Source organism: Staphylococcus sp. GDB9P120P (genome assembly GCF_017893435.1).
Lineage (GTDB): Bacteria > Bacillota > Bacilli > Staphylococcales > Staphylococcaceae > Staphylococcus > Staphylococcus cohnii.
Map to the genome: position 1 here is coordinate 693,298 of NZ_JAESNB010000002.1, position 23,069 is coordinate 716,366.

Below are 23,069 nucleotides of genomic sequence, written 5' to 3' on the forward strand. Positions count from 1 at the left end.
TGAAGTATAAGCGATGACAAAACTTTTAAATTAAATTGTGCTAATATGTACTTATTTTTTAAATAACGTGGATGAGCTACATGATTATTTACATGCGGGTGATAAACGAATGTATTTTACTTCATCACGGTCAATATCAAATTCTATAGGTGTGTGAGGATAGGTAGTATGTCGTAATTCTGACTTTGGCATATTTGATCGTTCAATATTTTTTAAAAGCGTTTGTTCAATAAAAATATTATTAAATATAGGTGGTAATGCATAATCTATAAAACCATGTTCTCTATTTAACGTGCGTATAAATAAAATTAATTTTGAAGTAATTGTTTGTTGTTTTAATGTAAACTTTCGCTTGTTTGACATTGTATGTGTATTGGAATTGAATAAAAGTAAATGTGTGCATTGTTTTTCTTTTGCAATTAAATAATTGGGTTGTATTAGTATTGTTTTTCCATAAAATGGCTTTAAGAATTGGAATATATAAACAATGGGTTCATATATTCCATGTTGGTTCATTAACGCAACATCGGATATACTTTTGTCCATTAGTTCATAGCCAACAGCAGAACCATTTTTAATCAATTGTATTGTATGTTGCATAATTTCTGTTATTCCTAAAGGTGCTTTTTGATTATATTGAGTGAAGTGATTTTTAGTAAGTTTTGAATATACACATTTATTGGGTTGTAGCTTAGAGAGTGTGATGAATTTATTATAATAATCACTATAACTTGATACGTTATTGAATTGATGGCTATGCTTTAACAACATTGCGCGTAATTCATTACGTTCTACATCAATAAAATTAAAGTCGAAATTAAATCTATGTAAAAGCGTAAAAGTGTGTTTAAGACTTTGAGTTTGGGTTAATACCCCCTCAACGTTGATTGCTAATTTGATATTTATATTTAAACTTCTAGCTTTGATGTATAAGCGGTTAATATCATTTAACTTTAAGTATTCTGAATCAAAGAGAATCATAAAGTTATACATATTATCATGAGTATAATATTTAGGTTTGAATATTATAAATTGAGAAATAGCCTGTTCTATTTGTTCATATTCTTGCTTGGATTTAATTCTAATAACCACACCCATACAGTTTGAAAAAATTGCGTCGATAAAATTGACAATACCATTTAAATTAAGTGAAGTTGATGCTAGATTACTCACATTATTTATAAGTAAATAGCAGTTTGTAAGATCACTAAAATTAAGTTTTTGGTTTAAATTTGTTTGAATAATATCCATAAGGTTATCAATATGAATAAAGATGGTAGGTTGTTTTGCCAAGTCATTGTACTCTAAGTGATCTAAATTGATAATTTCATTATCAATCGTTTGAGTATGGTTGTTTAAGTGAGTTTTGAAATAGTGTGAGTATCCACTTATATCAGTAGTTAATAACGTAATTGGCTTGTTCTGCATTATATTAAGTTTCTTTCTATACGCAAGCGGTGTTAAACAGAGATATGACTTAAATTGATGCGTATAATTAGCATAATGATTGAAACCCATATTTTCAGAAATAAGATAAATTGTGTTGTTACTATTAATAAGTTCATCAAGTGAAAGCGCAATTTTTAAACTTGTAATATAATGTTTAAAACTAATACCTAAATATTTTTTAAATAAAATTGATATGTATGAACTAGATATATAAAAAATTGAAGAAATTTCTTTGGACATGATATGTTGTGTAATGTGAGTTTGGATATATTCTGATATTTTATTTAAAAGTTCATTTTCACAATGAATTGTTGGTATATATACATGTTCAGATATTTTTTTAGCTTCATGCTCTAAGGTAGAAATAAGCTCAGTTAATTGAGGTAATTCTGTTGAATTTATGGTGTTTAACTTTTCAATCATGCTTAAAATTATTTGCTTTAAATACGCCTGAGCGTTCAATGCTTTTGCATCATAGTAACAATTAAAAAATAATTGGTTAAGCGGGATGATTTGTTGTATTGGTATTTTTAGTTCAACAAGTTGTTCTGCGTGAGTGATACAAAATAGATCACTGTGATTGAAGATAGCGATATTGTTTTCAATCGAAGTTTGTTTACCATTGATATTGATATTCAATTTACTATTTAAAGAAAATAATAGTATGACTTGGTTGATACAACGTTGAGTATCTGTAGTTAAAAAATCGTGGATACATAATGTGGCATGTTCCATTCTATCTAGCAACTCCTGATAACGTATTGTTATATTGACTAAATTACATTATATAATAAATAGTTGTGAATATTAATATATTAAATATAACTATTTTCTTATTTTAAGCCCTAATTCAACTAAGAAAATTAAATTGTGCACATCATTAAATTTAAAGCAGATAAATTAAACGAACTTCTGACACAAAAATTTAAGTATTAAAGAAGGGAATTTATGAAACATATATACTCTAATTATTACAAAATAGACGATAAAATCACTGAACTAAAAAAGGATATTTTAGGTGTCGTTCTACACGATGATGCCGAAAATTATACAGCCCAAAATTATATTGCATGGTTAAATAATCGAATTAAAAAAAATGAATTAGAAAAAGGATGGGCGAGCGTCTACATTGATCAAGACACTTGCTACTGGTTTCACCCGACACAATATACTGAATGGCACTGTGGAAATACATTCGCCAATACGCATTATATTGGTATCGAAAGATGTCAGTCTAAAATAAATGGCGTCTTAACGGATAGTGCATTTATGAAGGTGGAAGAAGTTAGTTTCTGGTTAGCTGCTGCAATTTTAAAGAAATATCAATTACCTGTTAATAGAGAAACAGTGAGAATTCATAAAGAATTTTATGATACTGAGTGTCCAGCTAGATCATGGTTAATTCATTTGCAACAAGCCTCAAACACTTTGTCAAACGTAAATAGGTTAAAAGATTATTTTATCTATAAAATAAAATATTATTATGATGATATTACTAAAGAAGATATGAAGTCTATAGGTTAGTGTCATTAGCAAATTAAAGTAAGTTAGTATTCATTTTTAGATGTCGTTAAAACAATTTGAAAAAACAAAGGACGCTACCATATCAAATGGTAGCGTCCTTTGTTTTAAGCATAATGATCATGCATTCTCATTTTTAATATATGGTGACTTGCGTGTACGTCTTATTTCAAAACTTTTGCTTTCTCCATAGAAATGCGCCCACAAATGAAACGATAACTAATGAAATACCGATTACAATAACCCAAGAGATATAACTATGTTCATCAATAGGTAGTGGTACATTCATACCAAAAAAACTGAATACTAAAGTTGGCAATGTTAAAAAGACGGTAAATAGCGTCAATGTTTTCATTGTATTATTCATTTCATTTGAAAGTAGTGATGCATAAGAAGTAGTAATACTTTCTAATATGTCAGTATATAATCTTGTGGTTTCTAGTGCTTGATTATTTTCTATGACTAAGTCTTCCAGTAAATCTTCATCCTCTTCAAAACGTTTGATTGCAGGCAATCTAAAGAGTTTTTTTACTATAGTTTCATTACCTTTTAAAGCAGCTAAGAAATAAACTAAGCTCTTTTCAACTTCCATTAAATTATATAGTTGCTTGTTTGTCACATTATTTTTTAAATCACGTTCTATACGTAACCTCGTCTTATTTAATAACCTAAGGTTTCTATTATAATGATTTGAAATCGTTAATAATATATTAAGCGCAAATCGGCTATGAAAATGTAAATTTAGATTTTGATGGCTAAATTTTTCAAGAAACTCATTTTCAACATTACATACAGTAAATATTTTCTTATTACCAATTATTATACCTAAAGGAATTGTTATAAATGAGAGTACATTAAGATTTGTATCATTAACAACTGGCAGGTCAAGGATTATAAGGGAATAGCCCGTTTCTTCATCGTATTCAACACGAGAACTTTCCTCAGTATCTAGAGGGTCTCTAATAAAATCTTCAGGTAAATGGTATAAATCTATTAAATGTTCTATTTCTTCCCAATTTGGGTCTACAACATTGATCCATGAAGCATCATCATCTAATGTTGATGCTATTATTTCTTGTGTTTGAGTATGTTTATAAGCAGTGATCACAATACAAATCTTCCCTTCATTAAATTCTTAATTATATTAGCGAAGATTAGAGCGGTTGACAAGTATCTTTCTGCATTAATTTTAATATATGCTAAAGGTAGAAATTTGTGTAATTTATAAATAGCATATTTTAAATCAGCGTAGATATAGGATTTGGAAAGGTTTGCATATTTCAGTGAAATATGATTACAGAAATGTTGAGAAAATCCTTTGCAATTTTAATGATAAATTAACATTAACTTAACAAAAATCAGTTATAATTCACATAGTTTACAAATATTTTAAAGAGGTGTAACGATGGATTCTTCTGTAATGGAGATAATTTTTACCTTTATCGGTGGATTAGGTATTTTTCTATATGGTATTAAACAAATGGGTGACGGTTTGCAAGCCGCAGCTGGTGATAGATTAAGAAGCATTTTAAATACTTTTACAAGTAACCCTTTAATGGGTGTCTTGGCTGGTATGATTGTAACGATATTAATTCAAAGTAGCTCAGGCACAACAGTAATTACTATAGGACTTGTTAGTGCAGGGTTTATGACTATGCGCCAAGCAATTGGAGTAGTTATGGGAGCGAATATTGGTACTACAGTTACTGCATTTATTATAGGTATTGATATCGGTGAATATTCGCTACCAATTTTAGCAATTGGTGCATTTTTAATTTTCTTTATTCAAAAACGTAAAGTGAAAAATGTTGGTATGATTTTATTTGGTTTTGGTGCATTATTCTATGGTTTAGAATTAATGAGTGGTGCGGTTAAACCTTTAGCAAACTTAGATTCGTTCAAGCAAATTATGTTAGATATGTCTTCTAACCCAATATATGGTGTGTTAGCAGGAACATTATTAACAGTTATTATACAAAGTTCAAGTGCTACAATTGGTATTTTACAAGGATTCTTCGCTAATGATTTAATTAGTTTACATGGTGCACTTCCTGTACTTTTAGGTGATAATATTGGTACGACAATCACTGCGGTGCTGGCCAGTCTAGCAGGTTCATTGGCTGCCAAACGTGTTGCAGCTGTCCATGTACTATTCAATGTGATAGGTGCTATTATTTTCTTAATAATTATGCCACTCTATCAACTAGTTATTGAATGGATGCAAGGGGTTATGAATTTAAAACCTGAAATGGTTATTGCATTTGCACATGGTACATTTAATGTGACGAACACAATCATACAATTACCGTTTATTTTCGTCTTAGCATGGATTGTGACGAAGTTAGTACCAGGTGAAGATTTGAATGAAAAATATAAACCAAGAATGTTAGATAAAAATTTAATAAACAGAGCACCTAATATTGCGTTACAAGAAGCACAAGATGAAATTCAAAATATAGGGCGTATGACATTTGATATGTTCAGACATGCTAAGCATTATGACTATAAAACAGAAAAAGATATACTTCAAAAATATGCTGCTGTCGAAAGTATGTATGACAATGTAAGGCAATATTTAACAAAAATCTCAGAGAAGAAGATATCCAAACAAGATGCAGAAAGAATGTCTGTGTTATTCGATGTTAATCGAACTTTTATTAAAGTAGCAAGTTTAACAGAAGCGTATTTATTAGATTTAAAGAAAAAAGAAACAGAATCAATTCAGATATCTGCAAAAGCAGAACAAAGTATTGAAAGGCTATATAACCATGTCGATGCGTCACTTGAAAAAACAATTGACATGTTTAACGTATATGACAGAGTTAAAAAAGATGAAATCGTTCGCTTGAGTAATGATTCGTATGCATTAGAACATGATTTAAGAAAAAAACACATCAAGCGTTTAAGTTCGGGAGAATGTTCTTTAGAAGGCGGCTTACTTTATTTAGATATGATTGCTATCTTAGAACGTATTGGTTACCATTCTAGAAATATTTCAGAATCTATGATTGATATAGACAATATTGAAAATGAAGATGATGAAGTGGAACATACTTTAGGTTGGTCGTATTAAAATATGATTGTAACCACAATTTATGCAAAAATTAATATTATTTAATTAGGCATGTCATAACAAGAATCACTTTTATGACGAGTCTTTCAAATTAGAGCAGGATAATATCACTTTACTAAAGAGTGATATTATCCTGCTCTTTTTTATTAAATAAGAGGTATTTAGATAGCACTTTTCAGTACGATTGATAAATGATTTGTCAAAAGTTTGGAATACAATGGCATATCAAAATGAACACATTTTTAATCCTTAGTAAATCGATAAGGATACTTGACAAAATGATAGAGTGAGCCTAAGATTGTAACTAATATAATTTTCAGAAATCGATTGGGGGATTGTTTATGACATCTATTAGCATACTTGATCAAAGTCCAATAGATCACAATGAAACAGTTAGTGAAGGGATAAATAGAACTGTTGAACTAGCGCAATTAGCAGAAGGCCTGAATTATACAAGATATTTTGTTGCAGAGCATCATAATATACAAGAGGTCGTTGGTACGAGCCCTGAAATATTAGTTACACATTTATTAAACCAAACAAGTCGAATAAATGTTGGTTCTGGTGGGGTTATGTTACAGCATTATAGTCCATTCAAAGTGATTGAACAGTTTCATTTTATGAGCCAAATTGCTCCGGGAAGAGTAGATTTAGGTATAGGCAAAGCACCTGGTGGTTTTCCTTTAGCGACACAAGCTTTGCAAGAAGATATTAAAAATGCACCTATGTCTTTCAATGATAAATTTCATCTTTTAAATCAATTTAATAATGAAAACTTTCCTGAAGAAAATCCGTATTCAAATTTAAAAACAACGATTCGTAATAAAGAGATTGAGAAACCGCATGTTTTTCTTTTGGGAGGAAGTGAACGGTCAGCACGCTTTGCAGCAGAAGAAAAAGTCGGTTTTATTTATGCATATTTTTTGAATTCTAATAATGATCTTTTACACAAAGCAATTCGTACATATAAAGCATTTTATCCTGAAGGGAAAATAATTATAGCCTTAGCTGCTGTTGTATCGAATAGTGAAGCAGAAAGCGCGTTAATTGAAGAGGGACGCACAAATTATGTTTTGCACTTTGATGACGGTCAAAAATTAACGGTGTCAAGCGAACATCAAATAGATGATTTTAAAAAGCAAAGTTCAAGAACCTTTGAAATTGAAGAACAACAAATAGAAGTATTTAATGGTACAGCTGAGTCCATAAAACAACAAATTCATGAATTAGATATAGATGATCAAGTTGATGAATTTATGTTTCATATGCCAGTACAAAACCACTCATTAAGATTAAAAACAGTAGAGCAACTAGCACGTGTATATGAGAAAACGAATTTGAAAGCAGGGGTAAAATGACAAATAAAAAAATAGATTTTGGAATTATGTTGAATGGTCCTGGTAGCCATATGCATGCTTGGAAATCAAATGACGTCCCAAGTGATGCAAGTACAAATTTTGATTTTCAACTTGATATTGCTCGTAAAGCAGAAAAAGCTGGCTTTAGTTTCGTTTTTGTAGCAGACGGATTATATATCAATGAAAAATCAATACCACATTTTTTAGATAGACATGAACCATTAACATTTTTAGCAGCACTTGCGCCAATAACACGTCAAATTGGATTAGTAGGTACGATTTCAACTTCATATAGTGAGCCGTTCACAGTGGCCAGACAACTTTCAACCATTGATAAAATCAGTAAAGGCCGTGCAGGTTGGAATGTAGTAACTTCACCTTTAGCTGGAAGTGCTGACAATTATAGCAAAGGAGACCATCCAGAACATGATATTCGATATGATATTGCTGAAGAACATATCCAGGTAGTACAAGGCTTATGGGATTCATATGAAGATGATGCATTTACATTTGATGTTGAGTCAGGCGAATATGTGGATAAAAGTAAGATGCATACATTAGATTACAAAGGTCAATATTTCCAAGTCAAAGGTCCTTTGAATGCAAGTCGTTCTGAACAAGGTCAACCTGTTATATTTCAAGCTGGAGCTTCTCCTAAGGGACAAGCTTATGCAGCTAAATATGCTGATGCTGTCTTTACACTAGGTGAGTCACTTGAGATTGCGAAAAGTAATTATGACAGTATTAAAAACCAAGCCCAAGCATTTGAGCGTGACCCTGATCATGTTAAAGTTTACCCAATGTTAGCACCAGTCATTGGCAAAGATAAAGACGAAGTAGAAAGACGACTAAATGAGCTTAAATCACTAGCGACAATTGAGGAAGCTTTAGATTACTTAGGAAGATATTATGATCATCATGACTTTAGTCAATATGAGTTAGATGCACCATTTCCAGAATTAGGTGATGTAGGGAAAAATAGTTTTCGTGCTACGACTGATGCGATTGCTGAGCGAGCAAAATCACAAAATTTAACGTTAAGAGAAGTTGCTCTAGAAGAAACAGTAAGACAGTCACCATTTACAGGTACTTATGAAGAAGTAGCAGCATTGATAATTGAATGGTTTGAACAAGGTGCAGCAGATGGCTTTATCTTTGGTCCACATGTTTATGGTGAAATATATGATGAATTTTTAAATGAAGTGTTACCAATATTAGAGTCAAAAGGTTATTATTCAAAATCTTATGAAGGTAGTACATTACGTGATCATCTTGGTATTCCTTTTAAAGAAAATAGATATAGTCGAACAAAAGTAGAGCATAACTAATTTAATTGAATTTTAAGGAGTGAAATAGAATGTCTGAATATAGTGCAACTTCACATCATTCGCAAGTAGATGTTGAACAAGAGCAAATAAAAGAAAAAAGAAAATTCCAATTACCACACGTGTTATTAATGATGTTGATGATGATGATGTTTGCATGTTTATTGACATATATCATTCCGGCTGGCGAATTTGATACTACAAAAAGTGGTGAGATTGTACAAGGAACTTATCATGCTATTTCACAAAATCCAGTTAATCCGTTTTATGCGATTACCTTAATATTAAATGGCGGTATACAATCTGCTCAAACTGTAACTTTACTGTTGTTTGTTGGTGGGGCAATTGGTGGTATGTTGCAATTGGACTCAGTGACGAAGTTAACAAATTATATGATATATAGATTTGAACATGCAGGTGCTTTACCTCTTATTATTGGATTATTTTCTTTAATGGCATTTATAGGATTTTTTGTAGGTGGCGATCAGATGATTGTCTTTGTCACGCTCGGTGTAATTTTAGCGAATAGGTTAAAATTAGATCCAATTATTGCCCTTGGCATGACCTTCCTACCTTTGTATATGGCCTTTTCAGTTTCTCCTTCAGGTATGGCTAAAATTGGTCAAATCGTTTATCCGGAGGTCACTTTATATTCTGGATACGGCGGTAGAGCAATTATGTACATAGTGTTTTTATTGGTCACTTTATTATATGTTATCTGGTATGCGAGAAGGGTTATTAAATCACCCAATAAAAGTTTAATGAACACAACATCTTGGCAACAAAATGATACACAAACAACAACTGCAGAAATTGATTTAAAAGATAGAACAATTAATTGGAGAGATTTGGTTGTAGTAGGATTAGTGATTTTTACACCCATAGTATTAGCGATAGGCAATGGTATGTTAAGTTGGACTGAGAAATATGGCAATGGTGTATTTATAACTGTTTTTGGTATTAGTTTTGTGCTTGCTTATCTAGTCAAAAGTAAACGATCTAGTGAAATGGTGGATGGATTTTTAGCAGGAGCAAAACCAATGTTAGTTGTAGCTTTTGCCATTATCATGGCAAATACTATCAGTGTCATACTTGAAAAGGGTAAAATTTTAAGTACGATTGTCAATGGATTGACGACACAACTTGATGGCTCTTCATCAGGTGTCGTTTCAATATTAATATTTTTAGTAGCAACAGTATTTAACTTTTTAGTACCATCGGGTTCAGGTTTAATGAGTGTGATGATTCCAATATTACAACCTGTTACACATACGCTTGGTGTGAATGATCAAATACTGTTAACTTCACTATCTTTTGGTGGGGGATTAGGCAATTTAATCACACCAACTTTAGGTGCGACAGTTGGTGCGATTGCTATTGCAAAAGCTAATTTTAGTTCTTGGTTTAAGTTTATGGCGCCATTATTTTTAATCTGGATTATCGTAGGTTCAATTGTGTTGTATATCTTCACTACTGTTGGATGGACAGGTGGTATATAAAATGATTGGATAAGTATTTTAAGTAAAAAATAAGCTGTACCAATTAGGTGAGTAATGTTTTTCCTAATTGGTACAGCTTTTTATTTTGTGAAATTTTGTTATTAAACAACAGTTAATTTAAATGGTGTGTGTTGTAACCATTTTTTATTGGGTGCTTCATCTGTTATAACTTCAGAAATGTCAGTGATTTTAGCGAATGATAAAGTAGATGAGATATCAAACTTACTGTGGTCTATCAAAGCAATTACTTTTTCACTTTCTTGAACCATCTGCTTTTTGAGTTGAACTTCAGGTAATGAAAAATCAGTTAAACCATTTTCTAAGGTAAAACCATTTGCAGATAAAAAGAAGTAATCAATATGGTACATTTCTAAAATTTGTGAATCAATGTTTCCGGTAATCGCGTTTGAATCTTGAGAAACAAACCCTCCAACTACGAGCACTGTTAAGTTAGGATTTTCTTTTAAAAGTACTGCATTTTCCAACCCATTTGTAATAATAGTAAGTTCCATGGTAGTTTCAGATATTAATTTTGCAAGTTCATACGTTGTTGAACTTGCGTCTATGAGTATGCATTGTTGTGGTTCTATTTTATTTAGTGCAAACTCACTTATCTTATGTTTTTCACGATGTTTTTGTGTTAAGCGGTAAGAAAAGTTTAACTTTGAAGTCATCGTATCATTTACTTTTGCACCGCCATGTGTGCGTGTAACCTTATTTTCACTTTCTAAAAGTCTTAAATCACTTCGAACTGTTGCTTCTGTCACGCTTAAGTAATCTGAAAGCTGTTTTACAGTAGCTCTTTTATGTGACTTTATATAAGTATATATGTGCTCTCGTCGTTCATCTGCATACATTTTCATATGATTCGCAACCTCCTTATGCTCATGATTTAGTTTAACACAATTTTTTATAAAAATAACAAAACAAAAGCAAAACGGAAATAAACGAAAAAATATTTGAAAGAAATGAAAATATATATTAGAATTGTAGTTATAAATGAAAGCGTTTTCTAATAAAAGAAGGGGTTGTTGAAAATGACAAATAAAAATTATCCAGACAAAATGAATGCAGTTGTAGCATATGCGCCAGGGGATTATAAATATGAAACAGTAGATACACCGATAATTGAGAATTCAAAAGAAATTATTGTAAAAGTTGAAGCATGTGGCATTTGTGCAGGAGATATTAAAGCATATGGTGGCGCACCAAGTTTTTGGGGCGATGAAACACAACCTTCTTATATTAAAGCACCGATGATACCTGGACATGAGTTTATTGCACGTATTGTTGAAAAAGGCGAAGATGTGACTGATTTTGAAATAGGTGATCGTGTTATTTCCGAACAGATTGTACCTTGTTGGGAATGTAGATTTTGTAAGCGTGGCGAGTATTGGATGTGTGAAAAACACGACTTATATGGTTTCCAAAATAATGTAAATGGCGGTATGGCTGAATACATGAAATTCACTAAGGAAGCAATAAATTATAAAGTTCCTGAAGACTTACCGATAGAAAAAGCAATTCTTATTGAACCATATGCTTGTAGTTTACATGCAGTACAACGTGCAAACATCAAATTAGGGGATTTCGTTGTATTATCAGGTGCTGGAACATTGGGTCTAGGTATGATAGGAGCAGCTAAAAAATCAGGAGCTGAAACTCTGGTTGTACTAGATATGAAAGATGACCGTTTAGAATTAGCGAAACAATTTGGTGCAGACATTGTGATGAATCCAGCTAAAGTTGATGTGGTAAAAGAAATCAAAGATATGACGGAAGGTTATGGTTGTGATACTTATATTGAAGCGACAGGTCATCCTAAATCTGTTGAACAAGGTTTAAGTGCCATTAGGAAGTTAGGTAGATTTGTAGAGTTTTCTGTATTTGGCGATCCAGTAACTGTTGACTGGAGCATCATTTCTGATCGTAAAGAACTAGATTTAATGGGAAGTCACTTAGGACCTTATTGTTATCCTCTTGTGATAAATGGTATACAGAATGGCGACTACCCTACTGATGGTGTAGTGACCCATCAATTACCACTTCAAGAATTTGAAGAAGGATTCGAATTAATGAAAAAAGGCGATAAGTCACTGAAAATTGTACTTGTACCTTAAAACAGCGAAATGATAGATAAGCATAGACAGTTAAAAGGAGAGACTATAAATGAAAAAGATGATTAATAATCCTGATAATGTCATAGATGAACTAATGGCTGGATATTTAATTGCTTATCCCGAATATATTAAACGTTCAAACTTACATCAAAGAGCACTAATTGGTAAAAAACGCCACCCCAATCGTAAAGTGAGTGTCTTAATTGGTGGAGGGTCAGGACATGAGCCGGCTTTTATCGGCTATGTTGGCCAAGGTATGGCTGATGGTGTGGCAATAGGTAATATATTTGCTTCACCTTCACCAATTCCTATACAAGCTGTTACCAGAGAAATTCATGATAGTCATGGCGTGTTATATATTTATGGAAACTACGCAGGAGATTTAATGAATTTTGAGATGGCCAGCGAAATGACAGAAGTTGAAGATGATATTGAAACTGCAGTTGTTATAGGAAACGATGATGTCGCTTCAGCGAAGGAAATTGAAGAGAGACGTGGTATAGCAGGTGAATTACTGGTTTATAAAGCAGCAGGCGCTGCTGCAGATTTTGGATACAATTTAGAGGAAGTCCGTCGTATTGCGCAACTGGCTAATGATCACACACGCTCTATGGGTATTGGATTAAGCCCTTGTTATTTACCTCAAACAGGCAAACCAAGTTTTGATCTTGAAGATAATGAGATGGAAATTGGATTAGGACATCATGGTGAACCAGGTATTGAAAAAACGACGATACGTACAGCACAAGAAACCGTCCAAGTGATTATGAAAAATATTTTGAAAGAGGGACTTTATCAACCAGACGACGAAGTAGTTGTCCTAGTAAATGGTTTAGGCGCGACTTCACAAATGGAGTTATATATTATCAATAAAGAAGTTGATGCAATATTAAGTGAAAACAATATTAAGACATATAAATCATATGTGGGTAATTTTATTACATCAATGGAAATGGGTGGTTTCTCAGTGACGTTGATGAAATTGGACGAGACATTAAAGTCATGCATAGATCATCCTGTCGATTGTCCAAACTTTAAGGAAGTCTAGGGGGAATTTATTATGACATTAACAAGTGAAACATATAAATCATTCATCCTAGCGTTAGCTGAGTTGTTTGAAGAACAAAAGGATAACCTATGTGAATTAGATAGAAAAATTGGTGATGGCGATCATGGTGTGACGATGAATATTGGTTATCAAGCTGTAAAAGATACAATTCACAACGAATTACAGGCACAAAATGATATTGCAAAAATTAGTGTTGCTGTGGGTAAAAGTTTTTTAGATGCTGTAGGTTCATCTGTTGGCCCTTTATATGCTTCAGGTTATTTAAAGGCAGCAGTTGCAGTAAAAAATAAAACTGAACTGAATGATACAGACTTATACCAATTTTGGATTGCATTCAGTAAAGGAATTAAGGCTAGAGGTAAAGCTGAAATAGGTGATAAAACGATGATTGATACACTTGAACCATTTTATCTCTCATTAGAATCATCTAAATCTCAAAATATTAATTTCAAGGAAGCATTTGCGCTTGCACTTCTAGAAGCTAAGAAAGGTATGGAAAGCACAAAGGATATTGTTTCTAATAAGGGTCGTTCCAAAAGGCTAGGCTATCGTTCGCAAGGCCATGTAGATCCTGGTGCGATGTCAGCGTATCTGATGTTAAATACATTTAAATCATATGTATAAGCTAAGTGATAAATATATAAGGAGGAGTGAGTTAGCATGAAAATAGCAATAGGTGCAGATCATAATGGTTACAATTTAAAAGAGGCAGTGAAAGCTCATATAGAAAAACTCGGTCATGAAGTAGAAGATTTTGGTTGTCATCATTGTGCAGAAACGGATTATCCAGATGTTGCTGCTGAAGTTGGTAAAAGTATTCAACAAGGGGATAATGAACGTGGCGTTCTTATTTGTGGAACTGGCATCGGCGTGGCAATAACTGCCAACAAATTAAAAGGAATTCGTGCTGCTTTGGCGCATGACTATTATTCTGCAGAGCGTGCCCAGTTAAGTAACAATGCACAAATACTTACAATGGGTGCACAAATAATCGGTATAGAAGTTGCTAAAAAGAATGTTGAAGCTTACTTGAATGTAAGTTGGGAAGGCGGCTCTCAACGAAAAGTAGATAAAATTGTACAAGTTGAGCAAGATGAATTTCAATGAGTTATACTCTAGTTTAATTCATTGGTTTCTTGGTAAGAATATGAGATTTAAAGCCCGTTCATAAAACAAAGGACTAGTCCGTATCAGACAGACGGATTAGTCCTTTGTTATTTTAATAACGATACATTATAAATATTTTTAATAATGGAATATAAACTAATATTTTGTTTTTAATTAATTAAAACAATAATATTTAAATTGTAATTATTTGTCCAAAAAATGACAAAATCAAATTTATATTGTGAATGTATATTTCATTTAATATTATTGATAATATAAACTTTTTGAAAAGGGGGATGAAAGTGCAATTAACATTTAAAATCCATAAGTTTTCTTATGTTATATTTATAATTTCGTTGATAATTGGGGTTGTTATCTTTTCTCAGCAAGTATCAGCACATGCAACTTTAGAAAAAGTCACACCAACGCAAAACAGTGTGGTTGATAACGCACCAAATGAAATAACATTACAATTTAATGAACCAGTCCATGCAAAATATTCAAGTATACAAATCTATGATGATAAAGGTTCTGAAATTACAGAAGTAAAGCCAAGTACAACAGGGTCTTCACAAACATTGACGTTTCCAATTGAAAATTTAAATAAAGGAACACATAGCATTCATTGGCATACAATGTCTGCAGATGGGCATGAAATCAATGATAGTTTTGAATTTTCAGTTGGAAAACAAACAGCAAATGGCATCGACACGGCACCACCATTTTATGAACAAGCAGACTTTTGGTTTGGAGTTACGCGCTTTATATTAGAAGGACTATTGATTACACTTACAGGTTTTTATTTAGTTAACGCCTTAGCTAAAAGACAAAGATTACCTCATTTAAATTTAAAAACGTATACACTGCCAACCGTTTTAATATTGGTTATGACTTCCGTTATCACAGTGTTAATTTATATGATGACTTTATCTTCTGATATTGTGTCAGATGTGTTAAGTCTGCAAAAAACCACCTTATTGCAAACACCATTCATATTAACGATGGTTGCAGTAATCATATTACTATTACTTTTCACTTTGAAAAATATGGCAACAAGTTGGTACATATTTATCCCTAGTCTAATATTAATTACACTTAGTATGTCAGGACATGCTTGGTCTCAGTCTATACCAATATGGTCGATTTTCATCAGAGTAATACACATTGTAGGTATATCATTTTGGTTAGGTGCACTGATTTATTTGACCATTATGGTATTAGGTAAAAAGCAATTTGAAGTAATTCAAATGAGACCTTTTTTATTAAAAGTAAATATTAGCGCTGTCATGTTAATTGTCATATCAGGTGTCCTGATGTCAATAGATCAAACGAATGTCTTGTCACTATGGCAAAACATTCAGACATGGACCGTATTATTACTTGTTAAGGTTCTGCTAACAATTGTGATGATGACGCTAGGATTTTATCAAACAACTAGAGCGCTTGGTAAGCATCGTCAGACAAATAGATATGCATTAATCATAGAATTAAGTATAGGTATCTTACTTATATTAGCAGGTGTAATGATGAGTCAATTAAATATTCCAGGATAGGAGCTTAAAAGATGAAAAAACAATTTATTTTAGCCCTCGTAGTTTGTTTTACTGTTTTAGTATTTTCAAAAAGTGCAGATGCCCATGTGACAATGAACCCTGATACGAGTGAACCAGGTTCTTATGAAAAATATGATGTAAGAGTTCCAGTAGAAAAAGAAGCAAATACAACAAAAATAGAGTTAAAGGTACCTGAGGGTGTAAACGTTGTAGGTGTAGCACCACAGGAAACATTTGACCATAAATTAACTAAAGATGATGATGGTAATATTACAAAAATAACTTGGATAGCTAAAGAAAAAGGTATTGGACCTAATGAATTCGTTGATTTGCCTATACAAGTAGCAAATCCAGATAAAGAAGGCGAATTTAAGTGGGATGCTTATCAAACTTATGATGATGGAGAAACCGTTAAATGGGATGGAGATGAAGACGCGGAAAAACCTTCACCTGTAACTAAAGTATCAAAAAATGCTGATGTTGATTCTGAAAACAGTCAACCTGCTAATGATTCTATCGCTTTATGGGTTGTGTCTATCGTAGCCATTATTTTAGCGCTAATAGCAATTTTTAAAAAATCTCGTAAAGAAAGATAAAGTATAAGTGATTGAGCTAGTAATCAGATTCTGATTACTAGCTTTTTTTGAAGTTTGATGAATTGTCACTGTAATTTAAGAAGATTTATTTTATAATATTTTTAAGGAGGATTTTGAATGCGCAGAATATTATACGCTTTTTTAATTTATACAATCTTAGGATTGCTTAGTGGTTTTTATTATCGTGAATTAACACTTGCCTATGACTTTACAGGTGATACACAATTGGTTGTAGTACATACGCATACGTTAATATTAGGAATGTTTATGCATCTTATTTTATTACCGGTAACGAAGGTATTTAATTTGAGTAGTTACTATTTATTTAATTGGTTCTTTATTGTGTATAATATAGGTGTATTATTGACGATTGGCATGATGTTTACAAAAGGGACATACCAAGTTATTGGACTTAAAGTTCCAGAATCATTTGCCGGCTATGCTGGTATTGGACATACAGTAATTACAGCTGGTTTTATTTTATTATTTTTCTTGCTTAAAAACGCCATTGTCAAAAAAACAGAAAAATAATTTGTATAAATAAATTTTTCTAAATAAATATAATTATATATATAGCAGACGATCGTTATGAATTTGATCGTCTTTTTTTATATCATTTTACATATAAAGTAATGATTTATTAAAAAGTTGCCTTTTTAATTGATAAGCATTATCAATAATAGGATAATAGGTATTAAGAAGAAGTACATGTAGGAGGATTATTATGGATGATGTAATCATTATCGGTGGTGGACCAGCCGGTTTGTTCGCGAGCTTTTATTCTGGATTAAGAGGGATGAATGTAAGAATTATTGATATTCAAGATAAGCTAGGTGGTAAAATGCACGTTTATCCCGAAAAGATTATTTGGGATATCGGGGGATTGGCACCGAAGCCTTGTTATGAAATTATTCAAGATACTGTTAGTCAAGGTTTACATTTTAATCCTAAAGTAAATTTAGAGGAACGCGTTATAGATATTAGAAAAATGGCTGAACGCCATTTTGAAGTAGAGACCAATAAAGGAAATGTATATGAATCAAAATCTGTCATCATCGCCATTGGTGGTGGTATCATTAATCCAAAACAACTTGATATCAAGGGAGCAGAAAGATATCAATTAACAAATTTACATTATGTAGTTCAGTCCTTAAAACATTTTAAAGACAAAGATGTGTTGATTTCAGGTGCAGGTAATTCTGCGCTAGACTGGGCGAATGATTTAAGTGGTTATGCTAATAGTGTGACATTAATTTATCGAAAAGCGGATATCAAAGGTTATGAAGCAATGAAAGATATATTAAATAAACTTGCAGTGGAAAAGTTAGCCAACACACATATTTATCAATTAATAGGTGACGAAACCCAGTCACGTATAGAACAAGTAATATTAGAAAACATTGAAACAGGAGAACAAGAGGTACGATCTTTCGACGAAGTTATTGTCAGTCATGGATTTGATAGAGAAAATACATTGTTAGAACAGTCTACAACTCAAGTTGATATGCATAGTGAATATAATATTAAAGGATTTGGTAACACGGCAACGAGTATTGAAGGTTTATATGCTTGTGGTGATATTATTTATCATGAAGCAAAAGCACATTTAATCGCGAGTGCTTTTAGTGATGCAGCAAACGCAGCTAATCTAGCTAAACTTTATGTTGAACCTGAAGCGGATCCTGAAGGTTATGTATCTAGTCATAATGATGCATTTAAAGAGTCTAATAAAGTAGTGATGAAAAAATATTTATAAACACATTTATATGATTATGCTATAAATGTTTGCTTTGTAGTTTGGGGGATGACACAACATGGTTAAAGTAAAATATGAGGCACCAACGGTACAAGATTATAGAAATATGAGGAAAAAAGCTGGATTGAGTGAAAAATCACAAAAGGCGGCAGAAAAAGGGATATCAAATGCATGCTTTGACGTCACAATATATGATGACGACTTATTAATAGCGATGGGAAGAGTAATTGGTGATGGAGGTACTGCTTTTCAAATTATTGACATAGCAGTAGAACCACGTTATCAAGGTCAGGGTTATGGTAAACAGGTAATGACAGATATTATGAAATATATCTCATCTGTTTCAGAAGATGGTACTTATGTGAGTTTAATGGCAGATTATCCGGCAGATAAATTATATGAACAATTCGGATTTACGACTACGGAACCTCATTCTTGTGGTATGTATATCAAATACTAAATATTTTTAAAAATATTAAGATGCAAAGAAGTGACATGGAGATAGATATATCTGAAAGTACACGTCAATTTCTATATCATCATTATAGTAACTGACGTGTTTTTATTTTATATTAAATGTTTTCATTTTTTAGCGATAATTATACGCGTTAGCACTCAGGGGAATGATACGAGTAGAACCATATCCCAAGGAAGCATGCACGATTAATTTGCAAGATACAAAAAGAGTAATCCAAGGTGGATTAGCTCAGAACGTAAACAAACCCTTCGCATTAATTTGCGAAGGGTTTGTCTAATGTTTATTTATATAGCTTTTTCTTGTGTTAATCTTCATTTATTTGTTTCAATCCCCAATGCTTCTTGGGAGTGAAAAGTATCTACTTTTCACAACTTCTTTGATTGTTTGTCTCATTGATTTGAGACAAAATAGTCTCTGAATTAATAATATTTTTAGTGTGATATTGGCAGTATTTGGGCCGACTCCTGCGGGAAGCGCACTAGCCGAAGACTACAGGCTAAGGCAGTGCCCGCGGAAAGCGTGCACAAAAAAACTGCCAACAAAGTCGGAGACTTTGTTGACAGTCTGAGCAAATCCAAGATGGATTAGCTCTCTTATTTTGAGAATGGATTTTTTAATATCATAAAAACTCATTTTAGTTGTGATTTAGAAATATAGTGTTTATTTTGACTCTTTAACATTGACATCTGTTGCATTTGTTCTAGAACGCAAATCAGCTTCAATTTCTTCTAAACTGCGTCCACGTGTTTCTGGTAAGTATTTAATGACAAAGATTAAAGCGAAGACACCAACAGCTGCGAAGATCAAGAATACTTGTTCTACTGATAAAACATCAGTCAAAATAGGGAATAATTGCGCAACTAGTAAACTACCAATCGATAGTACTAAAGCAGCGATTCCTGTTGCAGCACCACGTGCACGCATTGGGAATAATTCTGGTAACATAACCCAAAGTACTGGTCCCCAAGTGAATCCAAAGAATATGATGAAAAGTGTTAGACAAGCGACCATAATCCAAGCAGAAGATTGAATACCGATTGTCCAAACTAATATTGCCATGATTAATAGTGATGCCACCATACCAATATTACCAATTACTAATAATCGCTTACGATCTATTTTATCAATAATCATAATCGCTACAATCGTAATAAGGACGTTTACAGTACCAATACCAACCGTACCTAATATAGAAGTTGCATCACCAAGACCAGCTTTACTAAATATCGTTGGTGCATAATAAATAATAGCGTTAATACCTATAATTTGTTGTAATAAAGCAAATACACTACCAATGATAAGTGTTGGTCGTAACCAAGGTGATTTTAAAACATTCCAAGTGCTTTCAGAAATAGCATTTATTTCTTTCATATCGGCAATTTCTTTATCGATTTCGCTTTCTTTAAACGTTAATTTCATAACATCACGAGCAGCTTTTTCACTTTTATGTTCAAGTAGCCATCTAGGGCTTTCAGGCATAAATGCCACACCGATTAAAAGAATGAGTGAAGGTAATACTGCTAGACCGAGCATCCATCTCCATCCTTCGATTGGTGTAAAAGCATAGTTAATTAAATATGAAGATAAAATACCAATTGTAATCATTAATTGGTTTAATGAACTTAACGAACCACGTTGTTCGGTAGGTGCCATTTCAGATAAATATACTGGTACGATTGCTGTTGAACCACCGACAGCTAATCCGATAACAAGTCTACCGATTACTAATACTGGCATTGATGGTGCCAAGGCTAAAATTAATGCACCGACAATATAAATAATAGCGATAATAAATACAACGCGTCTACGACCTAACCTATCAGACATAGGTCCACTCGCACCGGAGCCAAATATAGCGCCGACTAACATAGACGCAACGACAAGACCTTCAGTAAAACTATTTAACGGTATATCATCTTTTATAAATAATAGTGCACCTGATATAACTCCCATGTCATAACCATAGAGTAATCCTCCCAATGCACCAAGGAAAAAGATGAGCTTTTTATTCACTTTGATTCCCATATAAACCCTCCTGATAATATTCAATAATAATAAGTATACGCTTTCATATTTTAATTGTAAATGTTAAAGTATAATAAATTTATCTATTGATATATAGTTATATGAATTATAATATTTTTGTAGTTTAAATAAAAATGTATAGTTATATAAGTTGATATCAAATAAAACTCCGCACATCCATTTTTGCTTGATGTGCGGAGTTTATAGAATCATCTTATGAGTCAAATTCGATAACAATTCTACCAGAATTATTATGTTGAATCACTTCATCTATGCTTTTTTTAATATCTTTAAATTTTATATTATGTTTTATATCATGTAATTGGTCTGGTTTTAAATCTTTAGATAGACGACGCCAAATGTGTTTTCGTTGTCTCATTTCTGTATATACCGAGTCAATACCTATAACGTTTACGCCTCTTAATATGAAAGGAAAGACTGAACTGTCGAATGTAGCGCCTCCTGTCATGCCGATGAGTGCAACACTACCATTATAATTAAGTTGTTTAATAACTTGTGAAAAACTGTCGCCACCAACTGGATCGATAACAGCTTGCCATGTGCGTTTACCTAGAGGTTTATTATCTTCTTTGGTAATTCTAGATATAACATCTTTTGCACCTATCGTTTTGAGTGCTTCAGTAGCTTCGGTTTTACCTGTACTAGCGATTACATCGTATCCAATTCCATTTAACATCATTATCGCTAATGTTCCTACACCACCTGTTGCACCTCTCACAAGTACTTGATCTTTTTCTACTGATAGCCCATTATGTTCTAATCTTTCAATTGCTAAACCAGCTGTGTAACCTGCTGTCCCATATATCATAGCTTCTTCAAGTGTGAGATCTTTAGGTAAAGGTACAATCCATTCTTCTTTTACGCGCACATATTCACTAAAACCTCCGAAATGGTCTGTCCCTAAACCGTAACCAGTAACGATGACCTCATCTCCTGGCTCAAAAGCATGTGTGTCAGAGTGAGCCACAACACCTGCCAAATCTATGCCAGGCACCATCGGATAACTGCTAACAATTTTTGAATTGTCCAATGTAGCTAGTGCATCTTTATAATTAATTCCAGAATATTTTGTTTTAATCAATACTTCACCTTCTGGAAGCTCATCTATTGTCATATCTTTAAATTCGCTTGTTACTTTGCCGTCTTGTTCATTGACCACAAAAGCTTTAAATGTTTTAGTCATTGCCTTATGGCACTCCCTTATGTATATATTTATGAACAATTAAAAAACTAGAACTACTTTATCATGTTATTGTTAATTTCACAATAAGCGTAAAAGCACTGATTTAAAAGTAAGCGTTTTAATTTTAGGGGACTTGAATTTTATGTCATAACGCTATACTTTAAGTTGTCAAATAAATATATTAAGTCGTATAGTAACATATTTAACATTTTAGTATACTAATTGACAAGATGATAAAAAGGGGCGATGAAGTATGACTGATAATATTGAATTAGTAAAAGAATCGGAAGTACACCAATTAAGAGAAATTAGTATTGCGACATTCAAACATACATTTAGAGATGGTGGATATACAGAGGAAGATTTTGAAATCTATTTTAAACAGGCATATAATGTGGAAACGTTACAAGAAGAGTTACGTAATAAACATTCATTCACATATTTTTATCTCAGTAATAATGAAATTGTAGGTTATTTTAAATTGAATATAGATGATGCACAAACTGAAGCAATGGGGGAAGACTACTTAGAAATACAAAGAATATACTTTTTACCTCAATCGCAAGGTGGAGGTAAAGGGAAAAAAGTTTTTGATTTTGCAATTAAGAAAGCACGCGAGTTGTACAAGACAAAAATTTGGTTAGGCGTATGGGAATATAATGACAAAGCATTAAATTTCTATAAAAATCAAGGATTGCGTATAACAGGTTCTCATGAATTTTATACTGGTAACGTGGTAGATACAGATTTAATTATGGAAAAAAACATATAGTAGCTTTTGAAAAAGTCATTTTTTCTTTAATCTGTTTAATTATTTTGAATCGCTGTTTGTCTATTATAAAAGCTAATTATTTAATTAAAGTTCTAAAGTTTTAAGTTTTTGTAAAAATTATATTTATTTCAAAAAAAGTTTTGATAAAAGGTGTTTATTTTAAT

At 32.3% G+C, this 23,069-nt stretch carries 20 protein-coding genes; 15 read left to right on the plus strand and 5 right to left on the minus strand.

Going from position 1 to position 23,069, the window contains the following annotated elements:
• Positions 1 to 84 precede the first annotated feature (84 nt).
• Positions 85 to 2,184 carry an AraC family transcriptional regulator Rsp gene (rsp, locus tag KA856_RS03125; protein ID WP_210129255.1) on the minus strand — a complete coding sequence of 700 codons (2,100 nt, stop codon included), beginning with the start codon at positions 2,182 to 2,184 and terminating at the stop codon, positions 85 to 87.
• 213 nt (positions 2,185 to 2,397) lie between these two features.
• Here rsp and KA856_RS03130 point away from each other — a divergent pair, with 213 nt between their 5' ends.
• Positions 2,398 to 2,973: a peptidoglycan recognition protein family protein gene (locus KA856_RS03130; RefSeq protein ID WP_107385703.1), complete on the plus strand. Its 576-nt coding sequence runs from the start codon at positions 2,398 to 2,400 to the stop codon at positions 2,971 to 2,973.
• 166 nt (positions 2,974 to 3,139) lie between these two features.
• Here KA856_RS03130 and KA856_RS03135 read toward each other — a convergent pair whose 3' ends face one another.
• A complete protein-coding gene (locus KA856_RS03135; RefSeq protein ID WP_210138498.1) occupies positions 3,140 to 4,078 on the minus strand; it encodes a magnesium transporter CorA family protein in 939 nt (312 codons plus the stop codon).
• Between the two features lie 297 nt (positions 4,079 to 4,375).
• Here KA856_RS03135 and KA856_RS03140 point away from each other — a divergent pair, with 297 nt between their 5' ends.
• The 4 genes from KA856_RS03140 to KA856_RS03155 all read left to right on the plus strand — a co-directional run bounded on the left by KA856_RS03140 (position 4,376) and on the right by KA856_RS03155 (position 10,225).
• A complete protein-coding gene (locus tag KA856_RS03140) occupies positions 4,376 to 6,043 on the plus strand; it encodes a Na/Pi cotransporter family protein (protein ID WP_107384831.1) in 1,668 nt (555 codons plus the stop codon).
• Positions 6,044 to 6,384: 341 nt separating this feature from the next.
• Positions 6,385 to 7,401 carry an MsnO8 family LLM class oxidoreductase gene (locus KA856_RS03145; RefSeq protein WP_107384830.1) on the plus strand — a complete coding sequence of 339 codons (1,017 nt, stop codon included), beginning with the start codon at positions 6,385 to 6,387 and terminating at the stop codon, positions 7,399 to 7,401.
• Positions 7,398 to 8,729: an LLM class flavin-dependent oxidoreductase gene (locus KA856_RS03150; protein WP_107384829.1), complete on the plus strand. Its 1,332-nt coding sequence runs from the start codon at positions 7,398 to 7,400 to the stop codon at positions 8,727 to 8,729. Before KA856_RS03145 ends, KA856_RS03150 begins: the two co-directional genes overlap by 4 nt.
• A gap of 29 nt (positions 8,730 to 8,758) precedes the next feature.
• Positions 8,759 to 10,225, plus strand: a complete 1,467-nt coding sequence (locus tag KA856_RS03155) for a Na+/H+ antiporter NhaC family protein (protein WP_107384828.1) — start codon at positions 8,759 to 8,761, stop codon at positions 10,223 to 10,225.
• A gap of 101 nt (positions 10,226 to 10,326) precedes the next feature.
• Here KA856_RS03155 and KA856_RS03160 read toward each other — a convergent pair whose 3' ends face one another.
• A complete protein-coding gene (locus KA856_RS03160; protein ID WP_107384827.1) occupies positions 10,327 to 11,088 on the minus strand; it encodes a DeoR/GlpR family DNA-binding transcription regulator in 762 nt (253 codons plus the stop codon).
• A 174-nt stretch (positions 11,089 to 11,262) separates the two neighbouring features.
• Between KA856_RS03160 and KA856_RS03165 the strand changes: the two genes are divergently transcribed.
• The 9 genes from KA856_RS03165 to KA856_RS03205 all read left to right on the plus strand — a co-directional run bounded on the left by KA856_RS03165 (position 11,263) and on the right by KA856_RS03205 (position 18,886).
• Positions 11,263 to 12,345 carry an MDR/zinc-dependent alcohol dehydrogenase-like family protein gene (locus KA856_RS03165; RefSeq protein ID WP_107385701.1) on the plus strand — a complete coding sequence of 361 codons (1,083 nt, stop codon included), beginning with the start codon at positions 11,263 to 11,265 and terminating at the stop codon, positions 12,343 to 12,345.
• Positions 12,346 to 12,394: 49 nt separating this feature from the next.
• Positions 12,395 to 13,393 (plus strand): dihydroxyacetone kinase subunit DhaK, encoded by a 999-nt coding sequence (locus KA856_RS03170; RefSeq protein ID WP_107384825.1) that lies wholly within the window; start codon positions 12,395 to 12,397, stop codon positions 13,391 to 13,393.
• Between the two features lie 12 nt (positions 13,394 to 13,405).
• A complete protein-coding gene (dhaL, locus tag KA856_RS03175; protein ID WP_107384824.1) occupies positions 13,406 to 14,038 on the plus strand; it encodes a dihydroxyacetone kinase subunit DhaL in 633 nt (210 codons plus the stop codon).
• 36 nt (positions 14,039 to 14,074) lie between these two features.
• Entirely contained in the window at positions 14,075 to 14,521 is a 447-nt protein-coding gene (rpiB, locus tag KA856_RS03180; protein WP_107384823.1) for a ribose 5-phosphate isomerase B, read from the plus strand.
• A gap of 296 nt (positions 14,522 to 14,817) precedes the next feature.
• Positions 14,818 to 16,074: a copper resistance CopC/CopD family protein gene (locus KA856_RS03185; RefSeq protein WP_219912727.1), complete on the plus strand. Its 1,257-nt coding sequence runs from the start codon at positions 14,818 to 14,820 to the stop codon at positions 16,072 to 16,074.
• Positions 16,075 to 16,085: 11 nt separating this feature from the next.
• The gene (locus KA856_RS03190; RefSeq protein WP_107384990.1) at positions 16,086 to 16,670 is read left to right on the plus strand and encodes a YcnI family copper-binding membrane protein; all 585 of its coding nucleotides are present in this window, start codon (positions 16,086 to 16,088) and stop codon (positions 16,668 to 16,670) included.
• Between the two features lie 117 nt (positions 16,671 to 16,787).
• Positions 16,788 to 17,201, plus strand: a complete 414-nt coding sequence (locus KA856_RS03195; RefSeq protein WP_107384989.1) for a DUF2871 domain-containing protein — start codon at positions 16,788 to 16,790, stop codon at positions 17,199 to 17,201.
• 193 nt (positions 17,202 to 17,394) lie between these two features.
• Positions 17,395 to 18,426, plus strand: a complete 1,032-nt coding sequence (locus KA856_RS03200) for an NAD(P)/FAD-dependent oxidoreductase (protein ID WP_107385700.1) — start codon at positions 17,395 to 17,397, stop codon at positions 18,424 to 18,426.
• A 58-nt stretch (positions 18,427 to 18,484) separates the two neighbouring features.
• Positions 18,485 to 18,886 carry a GNAT family N-acetyltransferase gene (locus tag KA856_RS03205; protein WP_107384987.1) on the plus strand — a complete coding sequence of 134 codons (402 nt, stop codon included), beginning with the start codon at positions 18,485 to 18,487 and terminating at the stop codon, positions 18,884 to 18,886.
• A 678-nt stretch (positions 18,887 to 19,564) separates the two neighbouring features.
• Here the strand turns inward: KA856_RS03205 and glcP are convergent.
• Both glcP and KA856_RS03215 read right to left on the minus strand, forming a co-directional pair.
• Positions 19,565 to 20,929: a glucose transporter GlcP gene (gene glcP, locus KA856_RS03210; RefSeq protein WP_154409439.1), complete on the minus strand. Its 1,365-nt coding sequence runs from the start codon at positions 20,927 to 20,929 to the stop codon at positions 19,565 to 19,567.
• 214 nt (positions 20,930 to 21,143) lie between these two features.
• Positions 21,144 to 22,133, minus strand: coding sequence for an acrylyl-CoA reductase family protein (locus tag KA856_RS03215; RefSeq protein WP_107384986.1), 990 nt, complete (start codon positions 22,131 to 22,133; stop codon positions 21,144 to 21,146).
• Positions 22,134 to 22,386: 253 nt separating this feature from the next.
• On the opposite strand from KA856_RS03215, the gene KA856_RS03220 reads away from it, so the two are divergent.
• The gene (locus KA856_RS03220; protein WP_107384985.1) at positions 22,387 to 22,905 is read left to right on the plus strand and encodes a GNAT family N-acetyltransferase; all 519 of its coding nucleotides are present in this window, start codon (positions 22,387 to 22,389) and stop codon (positions 22,903 to 22,905) included.
• Positions 22,906 to 23,069: the final 164 nt, after the last annotated feature.

Coding starts and splice junctions, on each gene's coding strand:
- KA856_RS03190 (WP_107384990.1), top strand. CDS start 16,086: ATGAAAAAACAATTTATTTTAGCCCTCGTAGTTTGTTTTACTGTTTTA.
- KA856_RS03170 (WP_107384825.1), top strand. CDS start 12,395: ATGAAAAAGATGATTAATAATCCTGATAATGTCATAGATGAACTAATG.
- rpiB (WP_107384823.1), top strand. CDS start 14,075: ATGAAAATAGCAATAGGTGCAGATCATAATGGTTACAATTTAAAAGAG.
- KA856_RS03195 (WP_107384989.1), top strand. CDS start 16,788: ATGCGCAGAATATTATACGCTTTTTTAATTTATACAATCTTAGGATTG.
- KA856_RS03130 (WP_107385703.1), top strand. CDS start 2,398: ATGAAACATATATACTCTAATTATTACAAAATAGACGATAAAATCACT.
- KA856_RS03150 (WP_107384829.1), top strand. CDS start 7,398: ATGACAAATAAAAAAATAGATTTTGGAATTATGTTGAATGGTCCTGGT.
- dhaL (WP_107384824.1), top strand. CDS start 13,406: ATGACATTAACAAGTGAAACATATAAATCATTCATCCTAGCGTTAGCT.
- KA856_RS03185 (WP_219912727.1), top strand. CDS start 14,818: ATGAAAGTGCAATTAACATTTAAAATCCATAAGTTTTCTTATGTTATA.
- KA856_RS03215 (WP_107384986.1), bottom strand. CDS start 22,133: ATGACTAAAACATTTAAAGCTTTTGTGGTCAATGAACAAGACGGCAAA.
- glcP (WP_154409439.1), bottom strand. CDS start 20,929: ATGGGAATCAAAGTGAATAAAAAGCTCATCTTTTTCCTTGGTGCATTG.
- KA856_RS03145 (WP_107384830.1), top strand. CDS start 6,385: ATGACATCTATTAGCATACTTGATCAAAGTCCAATAGATCACAATGAA.
- KA856_RS03160 (WP_107384827.1), bottom strand. CDS start 11,088: ATGAAAATGTATGCAGATGAACGACGAGAGCACATATATACTTATATA.
- KA856_RS03205 (WP_107384987.1), top strand. CDS start 18,485: ATGGTTAAAGTAAAATATGAGGCACCAACGGTACAAGATTATAGAAAT.
- KA856_RS03220 (WP_107384985.1), top strand. CDS start 22,387: ATGACTGATAATATTGAATTAGTAAAAGAATCGGAAGTACACCAATTA.
- KA856_RS03165 (WP_107385701.1), top strand. CDS start 11,263: ATGACAAATAAAAATTATCCAGACAAAATGAATGCAGTTGTAGCATAT.
- KA856_RS03155 (WP_107384828.1), top strand. CDS start 8,759: ATGTCTGAATATAGTGCAACTTCACATCATTCGCAAGTAGATGTTGAA.
- rsp (WP_210129255.1), bottom strand. CDS start 2,184: ATGGAACATGCCACATTATGTATCCACGATTTTTTAACTACAGATACT.
- KA856_RS03140 (WP_107384831.1), top strand. CDS start 4,376: ATGGATTCTTCTGTAATGGAGATAATTTTTACCTTTATCGGTGGATTA.
- KA856_RS03200 (WP_107385700.1), top strand. CDS start 17,395: ATGGATGATGTAATCATTATCGGTGGTGGACCAGCCGGTTTGTTCGCG.